This window comes from Gemella sp. 27098_8_149 (assembly GCF_041433745.1).
Taxonomy (GTDB): Bacteria; Bacillota; Bacilli; order Staphylococcales; family Gemellaceae; genus Gemella.
On record NZ_JAPWCB010000006.1, the window covers coordinates 39,511 to 54,158 of the forward strand.

At 31.5% G+C, this 14,648-nt stretch carries 10 protein-coding genes; all 10 read left to right on the forward strand.

Features of this window, described 5'->3' with window-relative positions; genetic code table 11:
* Positions 1-27: 27 nt before the first annotated feature.
* Positions 28-1,296 carry a nucleobase:cation symporter-2 family protein gene (locus O3801_RS04185; RefSeq protein ID WP_371454163.1) on the forward strand — a complete coding sequence of 423 codons (1,269 nt, stop codon included), beginning with the start codon at positions 28-30 and terminating at the stop codon, positions 1,294-1,296.
* A 208-nt stretch (positions 1,297-1,504) separates the two neighbouring features.
* The gene (locus O3801_RS04190) at positions 1,505-2,026 is read left to right on the forward strand and encodes a CtsR family transcriptional regulator (protein WP_371454164.1); all 522 of its coding nucleotides are present in this window, start codon (positions 1,505-1,507) and stop codon (positions 2,024-2,026) included.
* 4 nt (positions 2,027-2,030) lie between these two features.
* Complete coding sequence (locus O3801_RS04195) at positions 2,031-4,505, forward strand: ATP-dependent Clp protease ATP-binding subunit (protein ID WP_371454165.1); 2,475 nt, start codon at positions 2,031-2,033, stop codon at positions 4,503-4,505.
* A 2-nt stretch (positions 4,506-4,507) separates the two neighbouring features.
* Positions 4,508-5,890, forward strand: a complete 1,383-nt coding sequence (radA, locus tag O3801_RS04200) for a DNA repair protein RadA (RefSeq protein WP_371454166.1) — start codon at positions 4,508-4,510, stop codon at positions 5,888-5,890.
* Between the two features lie 399 nt (positions 5,891-6,289).
* Positions 6,290-7,369, forward strand: a complete 1,080-nt coding sequence (locus O3801_RS04205) for a PIN/TRAM domain-containing protein (protein WP_371454167.1) — start codon at positions 6,290-6,292, stop codon at positions 7,367-7,369.
* 76 nt (positions 7,370-7,445) lie between these two features.
* Entirely contained in the window at positions 7,446-7,676 is a 231-nt protein-coding gene (secG, locus tag O3801_RS04210) for a preprotein translocase subunit SecG (RefSeq protein WP_003144724.1), read from the forward strand.
* Positions 7,677-7,769: 93 nt separating this feature from the next.
* Positions 7,770-9,896 (forward strand): ribonuclease R, encoded by a 2,127-nt coding sequence (gene rnr / locus O3801_RS04215; protein ID WP_371454168.1) that lies wholly within the window; start codon positions 7,770-7,772, stop codon positions 9,894-9,896.
* 11 nt (positions 9,897-9,907) lie between these two features.
* Positions 9,908-10,372, forward strand: coding sequence for an SsrA-binding protein SmpB (gene smpB / locus O3801_RS04220; protein ID WP_294681472.1), 465 nt, complete (start codon positions 9,908-9,910; stop codon positions 10,370-10,372).
* A 524-nt stretch (positions 10,373-10,896) separates the two neighbouring features.
* Positions 10,897-12,549, forward strand: a complete 1,653-nt coding sequence (locus O3801_RS04225; RefSeq protein ID WP_294681470.1) for an L-lactate permease — start codon at positions 10,897-10,899, stop codon at positions 12,547-12,549.
* A gap of 213 nt (positions 12,550-12,762) precedes the next feature.
* Positions 12,763-14,607: a translational GTPase TypA gene (gene typA / locus O3801_RS04230; protein ID WP_371454169.1), complete on the forward strand. Its 1,845-nt coding sequence runs from the start codon at positions 12,763-12,765 to the stop codon at positions 14,605-14,607.
* The last annotated feature ends 41 nt before the right edge of the window (positions 14,608-14,648 follow it).

The following is a 14,648-nucleotide window of genomic DNA, read 5'->3' on the forward strand; positions in this document are numbered from 1 at the left end:
TAATATATAACTAAGGAGAAAAGAATCTTGAAAACTTTTATTTTAAGTTTACAGCACGTACTAGCAATGTACGCTGGAGCGGTAATTGTTCCGATAATTGTTGCTGGAGGTCTTGGTCTTTCAGCAGAGCAAACTACTTATTTAGTGTCAGTTGATATTTTTATGTGTGGAGTGGCAACATTCTTACAAGTGTATAAGGGTAAATTTACAGGAATTGGTTTGCCTGTTGTTCTTGGATGTACTTTTACAGCAGTTGCACCGATGATAGCTATAGGAAATAGCTCAGGATTACCAACAATGTATGGAGCAATTTTTGTTTCAGGTTTAGTTGTAGTTGTGATAGCGCCATTTTTTGCTAAGGTCGCAAAGTTATTCCCACCAGTTGTTACAGGTAGTGTTGTAACGATTATCGGTATAACGTTAGTTCCGGTTGCGATGAATTATATTGCAGGCGGACAAGGATCAAAAGATTTTGGGAATCCAAAAAATATTTTATTAGCGTGTATTACACTTGCAATTATCTTAGTAATTTATAAATTTACTACTGGATTTATTCAATCAATTGCAATTTTACTAGGTTTAGTGTCAGGAACTATTATTGCTAGCTTTATGGGGATGGTTAGTTTAACAGAAGTTTCGCAAGCAGGGTGGTTTCAACATCCAACTCCATTTAAGTTTAATGGTTTCGAATTTAATATGAGTGCAATTTTAACATTTGTTATAGTTGGGATAGTTAGTATGATTGAATCTACTGGTGTATATTATGCCCTAGGAAATATTTGTAATCAAGAGGTTAAAGAGCCTGATTTAAGAAGAGGATATTTAGCGGAAGGATTAGCGGTTATGATAGGATCATTAGTGAACGCCTTCCCGTATACTACTTATTCTCAAAATGTTGGTCTTGTGCAAATTTCTGGAGTAAAAAGCAAAAAAGTAATGTATGTAATGGTACTTTTACTTTTAGTATTTGGATCAATTCCAAAAATTGGTGCTCTTGCTACAATCGTACCGCAACCAGTTTTAGGTGGGGCGATGATTAGTATGTTTGGTATGGTACTTGCATATGGTGTGAAAATGTTAGGAAATACAGACTTTGCTAAACAAGAAAATCTTATGATAATTGCTTGTTCTGTAGGTTTAGGTCTTGGAGTAACTACTGTACCTACAGCATTTGCTCAATTACCAAGCTTTGTTCGTATGTTTACTGATAGTGGTATTGTACTAGGTACAATTGTTGCAATTGTAATGAATTTAATCTTTAATAGAAAATCAAAATTAAATAAAATTAATCAATAGAACTAAGTATTTTTAATCTAAATACTTTTATTGAAAAAGAGAATTATATAGGATGACTCAAGAAGAAAAGATTTTTTAAAATCATGATTTTTGAGTCGTTCTTTTTTATTTATATATGCCTAAAAATCAATGTTTTTTGTATACAAAATAACCCATATGTAGTATAATTTAATAAAGGTCAATTTTAGTCAATAAAGGAGGTGCTCTTATGAATAATAGTAATATGACTGATATACTTGAACAATATATTATGAATTTGTTCAAAGAAGCTACAGAAGATCATATAATTATAAAAAGAAGTAATGTCGCACAAAAATTTGACTGTGTACCATCTCAATTAAATTATGTAATAAAAACGAGATTTACACCAGAGCATGGATTTATTATTGAGAGTAAACGAGGTGGAGGTGGATTCATAAGAATCACAAAAATAACTCTCCACACAAATAAAGATTATATAGATTACTTGATCGAAACTGTAGATAATGAAATTATAGAAGTAGAAGAAGCTATGCGACTAGCTAAAATACTACTTGAAAAAGAATACATTAATAAATTTGATTATAATCATTTTATTGATAGTATAGAAGTTATTTCATCCGTTCATAATCAGTTTTTAGATCATATAGATGAAAATAGTGCAGAAGAAATGATTAATAAAACAAAATCAAATATTAAGGATTTGACAATCAGATTCTTAACAAATATTAAGTATAATAAGAGGGGATGATGTTATGTATATAAGATTTAATGAAACGGCCCTTATGGTATTAACAACAGCAAAAGAAGAAGCGAATGATTTTGGAGTTAAAGCTGTAGGAACAGAACATTTATTATTGGCTATGTTAAGTATGCAAAATACAATATCATGTAAAATTCTTAACAGGCATGGTGTCTACTACGATGATTTTAGAAAAAGTGTAGTGGATTTTTATGAAGCAGAACTAGAAGGGACAGATTTTTATCGTAATGTTCTAATGAAGATTGATTATACTAACGGAGCTGTTAGAACGATAGAAAATAGTCAAAGATATGCTGATGATACTTCTAGTTTTGTTGTTACAAGTGAGCACTTATTATTATCACTACTTGAAGAAGAAACAGGAACAGCAGTACGTTTATTAACTGATAAACTAGGGGTAAATGTAGATGTGATAGTTGATGAGTTATTGGATTTAGTGAAGAAAAATCTTGCTCTTGTATCTAAATTATATGAAGGATTTAAGAAAATATCTGGATCAGATAATAGTTCAGCGAAAACTAAAACACTAAATTCTTTAGCAAAAGATTTAACAAAAGATGCTTTTAACAATAAATTAGATCCTGTATTAGCTCGTGATAAAGAAATTACACGCATGATTGAAATTTTAAATAGACGAACTAAAAACAATCCGGTGTTGATAGGTGAGCCTGGAGTAGGGAAAACAGCTATAGTAGAAGGATTGGCAGAGCGAATTGTTTCTCAAAATGTTCCTAGTAATCTTCTTGGTAAAAGAGTAATGGTACTCGATATGGGAACATTGCTTGCTGGAACTAAGTATCGTGGTGAATTTGAGGAAAGATTAAAAAATATTATTTCTGAAATTGAAGATGCAGGTGACATTATACTATTTATAGATGAAATTCATACTATAATTGGTGCAGGTGGAAGTGAAGGGAGTGCGGATGCATCAAATATTCTTAAACCTGCCTTGTCTCGTGGTTTAATTCAATGTATAGGTGCTACAACTACTGAGGAATATAGAAAATATTTTGAAAAAGATGCTGCATTAGAGCGTCGTTTCCAACCAATTAAAGTAGAAGAACCAAGTACTGAAGATTCTATTAAAATTCTTGAAGGTTTGCGTCATAAGTATGAAGAACATCATGATGTAGAAATTTTAGATGAAGCTATTGATTCAGCGGTTAAATTAAGTACTACGTATATAACAGATAGATGTTTACCAGATAAAGCAATTGATTTAATTGATGAAGCATGTTCAAAAGTTAAACTAAGATATTATAAATCACCAGAAAAATTAAAAGAATACGAAGATGAACTAAGTCGTTTAAATAAAGAAAAAGATAGAGCTGTAATAAACCAAGAATTTGAAATAGCTGCTAAGAAACGCGATGAAGTTAATAAGATAATTAGTAAGATTGAAGAATTTAAAATATCTTGGCAAGATAGTTTATCTAAAGATAAAATAAAGATTACTGCTGATCATATAGCAGAAGTTCTTGCTGCTTGGACAGGTGTTCCTGTTACAAAATTAACAGAAACTGAAAGCGAAAGACTATTAAAATTAGAAGAAATTCTACATAAACGTGTTATTGGACAAGACGAAGCGGTAGTGAGCTTAGCCAAGGCAGTTAGAAGAGCAAGAAGTGGATTTAAAGCACCGAATAGACCGATTGGAAGTTTCATCTTCTTAGGACCTACTGGAGTAGGTAAAACAGAACTTGCAAAAAGTTTATCAGAAGCTTTATTTAGCTCAGAAGATAATATGATTCGTATTGATATGAGTGAGTATATGGAACCACATTCAATCAGTAGATTAGTTGGAGCGCCTCCAGGGTATGTTGGTCATGAAGAAGCAGGACAACTATCAGAACAAGTTCGTCAAAAACCATACTCTGTAATATTATTTGATGAGATTGAAAAAGCACACCCATCAATCTTTAATATCCTACTTCAAGTGTTAGATGATGGTCGTTTAACAGATGCTGTTGGTCGTGTGGTAGATTTTAAAAACACGATTATAATAATGACTTCGAATGTCGGAGTAAGTGAGCTTAACGATCAAAAATTCGTAGGTTTTGGAGGTAGTGATTCAATTAAGAATGATTATAAAAATGTTCAAAACACTATGATGGAAGCATTGAAAAAACAATATCGTCCAGAATTCTTAAATAGAATAGATGATATTATTGTTTTCAAAACTCTTGAAAAAGAAGAGTTAGAAAAAATTTCAGAATTATTAATAGATGGTTTATCTAAGAGATTAGAAGATAGAGACATTACTATTAAACTTACGAAAAAAGCAATGGCTAAGATTGTTGAAGATGGAAGTATTAAAGAATACGGTGCTCGCCCATTAAAACGAAGTATTCAAAAAAATATTGAAGACTTGTTAAGTGAAGAATTATTGCAAAATCCTGAATTAACTGGCACAATCAATATTGATTATAAAAAAGATAGTTTTGTTGTAAAGAAGACTAAGAGGTAGTTATGGCAAAGGTAAATGTTAAGTATGAATGTAATGCCTGTGGTTACCAGAGTTTAAAATATATGGGAAGATGTCCGAATTGTAAAAAGTGGGCATCAATGGAAGAAGTCGTTGAAGCTAAAAAAGCTACAAAACATACAGAATTTGAGGTAAAGACAAACGATACAGAACGTGTAGAAGCTGGGAAATTAAAATCAGTTTCTACACAGGACGTACCTCGAACTCTTACTGATAGCAGTGAATTAAATAGGGTTCTAGGTGGTGGAGTTGTAGGTGGATCTTTGGTACTTTTAGGTGGAGATCCGGGTATTGGTAAATCCACTTTACTTCTTCAAATATCAGCATATTTAGCAAAAGAACATGATGTTCTATATGTAACTGGAGAAGAGTCAGTAAGACAAGTTAAAATAAGAGCTGACAGATTGAAAAATAATACTGATGAACTTTTTGTTTATGCACAAACAGACTTAAACTTAATTTATCAAGTTGTTAAGAAAATTAAACCACAGTTTTTAGTTATTGACTCTATTCAAACAATTTACAATCCTAATTTAGAGAATTCACCAGGTAGTATAACTCAAGTAAGAGAATGTACTCAACAACTTATGAAAATTGCTAAGAGTTTAAATATAGCTATCTTTATAGTTGGACATGTTACTAAAGAAGGAACTATTGCAGGGCCACGTATGTTAGAGCATATGGTTGACACGGTACTTTATTTTGAAGGTGAAGGTCAACATAGTTATCGAATACTTAGAGCGGTTAAAAACCGTTTTGGGTCTACTAATGAAATTGGTATTTTTGAGATGAAACATAGTGGATTAGAAGATTTAGCTAACCCGTCTCAAATGTTTTTAGAAGAAAGAAGTAAAAACCTTGCAGGAGCTACTATTATTAGTACTATGGAAGGTAGTAGACCACTTCTTGTAGAAATACAATCATTAACTACATCGACAGCATTTAATAATCCGCGAAGAATTTCGACTGGATTAGAATACAATAAGTTAATATTATTAATGGCTGTATTAGAGAAAAAAGCTGGTTATTTATTACAACAACAAGATGTTTATGTAAAAGTATCTGGTGGAGTTAAGATTGATGATCCAGCAGTAGATTTAGGAGTAGTTATGGCAGTAGCTTCTAGTTTTAAAGATATTGCTGTAAATATGAATGATTGTTTCATTGGAGAGGTTGGCTTAACTGGAGAAGTTAGAAGAGTTAGCAGAATTGAACAGAGGATAAATGAAGCTAAAAAACACGGATTTAAGCGAGTAATAGTTCCAGTTGGAAACATGAAAAATGCTGATTTTCCTGAGGGGATTGAAATAATACCAGTGAAAGATATTCGCGAATGTCTTGATATAGCATTTAGCAATGTATTCTAATAAAGATAAGAGATGAATAGAGTGGCTGGCCCAAAAGTCCTAAATTTTAACAAGGTTTATATGAAAATTCATAGACGCAGTGGCTTATTGATATCTAAATTCGCTTTATAAAAGCTTTTTAGATATCTAATAAACTATGCGGGGGTGACTCGACAAAATCGATTTCTTTGAAATCACGATTTTTGAGTCACTCCCTTATTCATCTTTTAGTATTAAAATTTATAAAAATATTTTAAAAAAACTTTTAATTTTTTTGATTTAGTTATGTTAATTTTAAGTAGAATGTAGTAGAATAGATAGAAGAGATGTTTTATATCTCTTTATATTAATATAAAATATTTTTAAATTATTATTAATAATTTTATATATAAAATTGAATATTATAAAGGAGTGATTTTTATGTTGAAAAAAGTTTTAATTATAGTTTCCTTTTTTCTAGGAATTACTGTCGGAACACTTTCAACTAGCGCATTGATTTATTATAATATATTTACATCAATGAGCGAGACGATGCTAAGAATTATTGTTACCATTGGAACTACGGTATTTTTTGTATTAATGTCTTTATTATTTTCAGATAGATTCGTAGCAATGTTAAAAAGAATCGAAGATCGTCTATCGAATACGCCAATACAGAAAATTGTTTTTACAACAATTGGATTAATTCTAGGATTATTATTAGCTAGCTTACTTTCATCTGGAGTGGATGTTATTGCTGGTGCCGGAATAATGGGAAGAATCATCTCGGCTGTAATCTATATTGTATTTGGTTATTTAGGTTTAGTATTGGGATATCGTCGTGGAGGAGAATTTTTAAATATCTTTACTGCATTCAAATTTGGTAATAAACCTAAGGAAAAAGAACCTAAAGTTAATACGAAGAAAGTGCTAACTAAAGTTGTAGATACGAGTGCATTAATCGATTCACGTATTCAAGATGTGGCTAAAACTGGATTCTTAGAAGGGAAAATTATTGTTCCAGAATTTGTTTTAAAAGAATTACAGCTGATTTCAGATTCTGAAGATCCATTAAAACGCGCCAAAGGACGACTAGGACTAGATTGTGTTGAACATCTTCAAAAAATGAGAGAAATTGATCTTGAAATTGATAATAAGTATAAATATAATGAGCATAAGGGTGTGGATAACTTATTAATAGACTATGCCCTAAAATATAAATGTGCTATTATTACAACTGATTATAACCTTAATAAACTTGCGACTTTACAAGCTATCAAAGTGCTTAATGTAAATGATTTAAGTAACGCTGTCAAACCGATGTTAACAACAGGGGAAAGATTGAAAGTTCAAGTATTAAGAGAAGGTAAAGAAAATAATCAAGGTGTTGCTTATACTGAAGATGGGACAATGATTGTCGTTGAAAATGGTAAGCGTTCAGTTGGTAAAACTGTTGAAGTAGAAGTTCAAAGTGTCTTACAAACATCTTCAGGAAGAATTATCTTCACTAAGATTGTTTAATAAATTTGCTTTTTTTGAAAAAATGTGTTAATATAAGTTGTATTGTATTAACGAATGATTATTTTAGGAGGAGAGTATGCACACTTTTTTAATGACAATGGCAATAGTGAGCAGTATTCTGCTAATTGTAGTAGTTTTATTACAAGAAAGTAAATCTGGAGGTCTATCTGGATTAACTGGTGGAGCAGAAGAACTGTTTGGAAAACAAAAAGTAAGAGGTGCTGAATTAGTTTTACAAAGAATTACAGTAGTACTAGGACTAATATTTTTTATATCACTAGTGTGTCTTACTTGGTTAAAATTATAGACTAAAGATAATAAACCTAAAATGTAATTTCATTTTAGGTTTATTTTTATAGAAATAATTATATGTTGTATAATCTAAATTAAGGAGGATTATATGTTAGAAAAAATTGAAAAAATATTTAAAGAAGAAAAAGTTTTAAGTATAGAAGATTTAAAAGAAAAGTTAAACATTGAATCAGCAAAAGAGTTTGTTGAATTAGTAAAAAATGTTGGAAAGTTAGAGAGAAAATTAGTCGTTACTCAATTACCCAACGAGAAGTTTCTTTATGTTAAAGAAGCATTAGAAATTGAGGGAGTTATTAGATTGCATCAAAAAGGTTTTGCTTTTGTGTATTCACAAGACTTAGGAATAGAAGTATATATTCCTAAAGGATTCACACAAAGTGCAATGACAGGTGATATTGTTTTAGTAAAGGTAGATAGTGTTTATAAGGATGATCGTAATCTAGAAGGGATAGTCCAAAAAGTATTGGAAAGAAATACTAAGTATACAGTTGGAACGCTGACTAATGCTAAGTTTTTCTCTTTTGTTAAAAGTGATGATAAAAATATTGTAAAATATATAAAGATAACGAATGCTAAAAACTTTAATTTAGTTGACGGTAGTAAGGTACTAGTTGAAATAACAGATTATTCAAAGGTTAGCTTTGAAGATCATAAGGGAATTATTATAAAATCAATTGGGCATAAAGATGATCCAGGTGTAGATATTCTTTCAGTGATTTATAAACATAATATTCCAAATGAATTCCCTCAAGAAGTACTTGAGCAAACTGAGAAAATAAGTGATGAAATAAAACTTGAAGATAAGTATAGAGATTGCACTAATGAAATGGTGGTTACTATTGATGGTGATGATGCTAAAGATTTAGATGACGCCATTTCAGTTGTTAAAACTAAAAAAGGTTATAGATTAAAAGTATTTATAGCTGATGTTAGTAGGTATGTAACTGAAGATAGTCCATTAGATAAAGAGGCAGCTAATAGAGGATGTAGTGTTTATTTAGCTGATAGGGTGGTTCCGATGTTACCTAGAAAATTATCTAATAATATCTGCTCATTAAATCCTCATGTATTACGATATACAATCTGTTGTGATATCGATTTTAATACTAAAGGATATCCTGAAAGCTATGATATATATCCAGCTGTAATAAAATCCAAAGGACGTTTGACTTATAAAAAAGTTAATGAAGTCTATGCTGAAAATAAAGAAACGATAGAAGAATATAAAGAATACGTACCTATGCTGAAGACAGCATTAGAATTGTCAAAAAAAATTCGTGCTAATAGAGAAACGCGAGGTGCTATTGATTTTGATAAACCAGAGTCAAAAGTAGTGGTTGATGAAAATGGGGAAGTTTTAGATATTGTCCTTCGTGAAAGAGGTATTTCAGAAAGACTAATTGAGGATTTTATGCTAAGTGCTAATGAGGTAATTGGAGAGCATTTTTACTGGATGCAAGTTCCGTTTATATATCGTATTCACGAAGAGCCTAAAATGGAAAAACTTAGACAGTTCTTTGATATTGCTGCAAGTCTTGGCTATAGAACAAAAGGTAAAATTGAAGAGATTGAACCTTATATGTTAGCAAACATGCTTAGAAAATTTAAAGGAGAGGTTGTAGAAACTATGCTTTCAACAATTCTTCTTAGAACTATGAATCAAGCTAGATATTCAATAAATAATATAGGTCACTTTGCACTTGCTACGAAGTATTATACGCATTTTACATCTCCAATTAGACGTTATCCGGATTTATTGGTGCATAGAATGATTAGAACATATTTATTTAATGGTGATGTATCTGATCAAACTATAGATAATTTCATTACTAGATTACCGGATTTAGCTGAGAGTTCTTCAGAGTATGAAAAACGAGCGGTTGATTGTGAACGTGAAGTCGATAGAATGAAAAAATGTGAGTATATGTTAAAATATCAAGAACAAACATTCAGAGGTATTGTCTCAAGTGTTACGAACTTTGGTGTATTTATTACTCTTGAACGAAGTAATATTGAGGGATTAGTGCACATTAAGGCAATGAATGATGATTATTATACATATGATCAGAAAAATATGTTATTGATTGGTCGTAGAAAGAAAAAAGTTTATAGACTTGGTGATGAAGTAATTGTTAAAGTAGCAAATGTTGACTTAGAAAATCAAGAAATAGACTTTAAAATATTGAAACACAAATCATTAATTAGTAAAAAATAGAGGATTAGATTATGGATAAAGAAATAAAAGTTATTGCCCAAAATAAAAAAGCCAATCATGATTATTTTATAGAAGAAACTTATGAAGCAGGATTAGTTTTAACTGGTACAGAAATTAAATCCATTAGAAGAGGGAGAATCAATTTAAAAGATTCATACTGTCAAACAAGGCGAGGAGAAATATTTGTTTATAATATGCATATTTCTCATTTTGAAGAGGGAAATAGATTTAATCATGAACCATTAAGAGTAAGAAAATTATTATTAAAGAAAAAACAAATTGCTTCATTAACTAATGTACAAAATGAAATAGGGATGAGTATAGTTCCGTTGAAGCTCTATATTAAAAATGGCTATGCAAAGCTATTAATCGGTGTTGCTAAAGGTAAGAAAAACTATGATAAACGCCATGTATTGAAGCAAAAAGAAGCGAATAAAGAAATTAATCGTGTTTTAAAAGATAAGCAGAGATATTAAAAAACTACATATTATTACATCAGAAACAAGAAAGACATATCGTATTAATATTAACTACGATATGTTTTTTTTATATATAGTGTACAAAAATAGTAGTAACATAAATTGAGTTTTGAAAAAAACAAAGTACATAAAATGATTTATAGAACTGTTATAAAAAAAGTTAAGAAAAATTTTCAAAAAAAAGTATAGTTTTTCCATTGATAAATAAGGATTTTTTAAAAATGTTGTAAAAATAACTAAAAAAACGCTTTACATTTAAATGAAAGCGTGCTACAATATTAAATGTAATTAAGAAAATCATTAAATAAATACTATCAAATATGTGGTATAAGTACCAAATAATAGAACAGATAAAAAACTGTTATATATCTCATTTGGGAAATAGAAGGTTTTATTCTAAGATAAATTAAAGATGAATTATTACAATATTTGATTTTTAGTTAATATATAACTTTGTTATTTATAATAATAGATTTTCACAAACCTAACAAAATATATTTATACAAAGGAGAAGTGTATTCATGGAAAAATTCACTCAGTTATTACAGCCTGTGGCTGATAATTTATATATTTCTGCACTTGTTGCATTAATTCCTATTGTGTTTTATTTAGTAACACTTGCAGGATTAAAAGTTAAAGGATGGTTAACAGGTTTACTAACTTTAATACTAGCGATCATAATTGCATGTATATTCTTTAAAATGCCGTTCCACTTCGCAGCATTCTCAACATTCCAAGGAATGGTTTATGGTGCAATGCCTATCGGTTGGATTATTTTAACATCAGTGTTCTTATACAAAATGACTGTTAAAACAGGTCACTTCGGTATCATTCGAGACAGTATCACGTCATTAACAGATGACCGTCGTCTTCAAGCATTAATCATTGCTTTCTCATTCGGGGCTTTCTTAGAAGGAGCAGCAGGTTTTGGAGCACCAGTAGCAATCACAGCTTCATTATTAGTAGGTTTAGGATTTAGACCACTTTATGCAGCAGGTGTTTGTATGATAGCTAATACTGCGCCGGTAGCATTCGGAGCTGTAGGAGCACCGGTTACAGCGATGGACGGATTAGCAACTTATGCTAACGGATCACCAATCGCAGCTGCTGAAATCGCAGCAATGATCGGACGTCAATTACCTCTAGTGTCTATCTTTATTCCATTCTACTTAGTATTAATCATGGCTGGATTTAAGAAAACATTGGAAGTATGGCCTGCATTATTAGTATCAGGTGGATCATTTGCGGTAGCACAATTCATAAGTTCTAACTATATGGGAGAACAATTACCTGACATTCTTTCATCATTAGTATCATTAGTATCAATGGTTATTTTACTTCAATTCTGGAAACCAAAAACTACTTGGAGATTTGCTGATGAAAAAGAAGTCGATGAAAATACAGTACATGCAAAACACAGTTTAAAAGAAGTACTAGTTGCATGGTCACCATTTGTTGTATTAACACTTATCATTTTCATCTGGACAATGAAATCTTCTAAAGCATTCTTCAAAACACTTGCTTTAAATCCGAAGGTACCATTTATCCACAATAATATTATTAGTTCTGTATCAGGAAAAGAAATTGCAGCAGTATTCAAACTTGACCTAGTAGGATCAATCGGGACAGCAATTTTAGTAGCAGCGTTAATCTCTAAGTTTATTATTAAAATTAGTTGGAAAGATGCAGGTGCAACTTTTATTCAAACATTTAATGAAGTTAAAATTGCATTGTTAACAATCTGTTTCGTAGTAGGATTTGCATACATTATGAATGCATCAGGTATGTCTAATACTCTAGGATACGCGCTAGCAGCAACAGGTGGAGCATTTAAATTCCTATCACCAGCTCTTGGATGGATTGGAGTGTTCATTACTGGTTCTGATACATCAGCTAACTTACTATTTGCTAAATTACAACAAGTTACAGCTAGCCAAGTAGGAATGGATCCATTATTAGCGGTAGCAGCTAACGCATCAGGAGGAGTAGTAGGTAAAATGATTTCTCCACAATCTATCGCAGTAGCAGCTGCAGCGGTTGGTCTAGTAGGTAGAGAGTCAGACTTACTTAAATTTACAGTTAAACACAGTTTCATCCTGTTAATAATTGTGTGTGCTATCGTTGCACTTCAATCAACTAGAGTACTTGGATGGATGATTCCAGTACACCCATAATAAAAGAATAGTATTAAGGAAGATCGAGTTATACTTGATCTTCTTTTTTATTAGTGAAAGTGCTAACGAAAAAAAATATCTTAAATTAAAGTAATTTCGTTAGTATATTTGTTTACAATCAAGAAAAATAGTGGTATTATTGATAAGTTAGATTAAATACTATATAAATTTAAGATTATATATATTTTATAAAGTAAGAACAAGGAGATAAAAATGTCAGTACAATTAAGAGATGATGTTAGAAATATAGCAATTATAGCCCACGTTGACCACGGTAAAACTACATTAGTTGATGAGCTATTAAAACAATCAGGAATTTTCCGCTCAAACGAGCACGTAGAAGAAAGAGCTATGGACTCTAACGATTTAGAAAGAGAACGTGGTATTACAATCCTAGCAAAAAATACAGCTATTGATTATAAAGGAAAAAGAATTAACATTCTTGATACACCAGGACACGCAGACTTCGGTGGTGAAGTAGAGCGTATCATGAAAATGGTAGATGGTGTTCTTTTAGTAGTAGATGCTTACGAAGGAACAATGCCTCAAACTCGTTTCGTTCTTAAAAAAGCTTTAGAACAAAACTTAAAACCAATTGTTGTTGTAAACAAAATTGATAAACCATCAGCTCGTCCAGAGGAAGTAGTAGACGAAGTTATTGATCTATTTATCGAATTAGGTGCAAACGATGAGCAACTTGAATTCCCAGTAGTTTATGCATCAGCTATCAATGGAACAGCTTCTTTAGAAAGTGATCCAAATGCTCAAGAAGAAAACATGCAATGTTTATATGAAACGGTAATCGATTATGTTCCAGCACCAAAAGACAATAGAGACGAACCTCTACAATTCCAAGTAGCATTATTAGACTACAATGACTATGTTGGTCGTATTGGTATCGGACGTGTATTCCGTGGAAGTATGAAAGTAGGAGAATCAGTATCTCTTATGAAGCTTGATGGAACAGTTAAAAACTTCCGTGTAACTAAAATTTTCGGCTACTTTGGATTAAAACGTGAAGAAATTCAAGAAGCTCATGCAGGTGATATCGTTGCAGTAAGTGGTATGGATGATATCAACGTTGGAGAAACAGTTTGTCCAACTGATCACCAAGAAGCATTACCAATTCTTCACATTGATGAACCAACGCTACAAATGACGTTCTTAGTTAATAACTCACCATTTGCTGGTAAAGAAGGTAAATTTGTTACAGCTCGTAAATTAGAAGATAGATTAATGCAACAATTAGAAACAGACGTTTCATTACGTGTAGAACCTAATACAAGTGATTCTTGGGTAGTAAGTGGACGTGGAGAACTTCACTTATCTATTCTTATCGAAAACTTACGTCGTGAAGGTTACGAGCTTCAAGTATCTAAACCAGAAGTAATTATCCGTAATATCGATGGTGTTGATTGTGAACCAGTTGAACGTGTTCAAGTTGACGTACCAGATGAAAGTGTTGGTGCTGTTATTGAATCATTAGGTCAACGTAAAGGTGATATGGTAGACATGCAAGCTGATGGAAATGGACAAACTCGTCTTATCTTTAACGTTCCTGCTCGTGGACTTATTGGATACTCTACAGAATTCATGTCTATGACTAAAGGATATGGTATTATTAACCACACATTCGATTCTTACCAACCAATGCAAAAAGGGCGTGTTGGTGGACGTCGTAATGGTGTATTAGTAGCTCTAGAAAATGGTCAAGCTACAGCATACTCTATCTCAAGTTTAGAAGATCGTGGTACAGTGTTTATTGAACCTGGTACTGATGTATATGGTGGTATGATTGTTGGAGAAAACAGCCGTGAAAATGACTTAACAGTTAACATCACAAAAGCTAAAGCTCAAACAAACGTACGTTCTTCAACTAAGGACCAAACAGTAACACTTAAAAAAGCTCGTATCATGACTTTAGAAGAAAGTCTTGAGTACCTAAGTGATGATGAATACCTAGAGGTAACTCCAGAGTCAATTCGTCTACGTAAAAAAGAATTAGATAAAGCAGCACGTGAAAAAGCAGCTCGTAAAGCTAAATATTCAGAAGAATAGAAATAAAGAAACTTTCGAAGTAGGTAACTATTTCGAAAGTT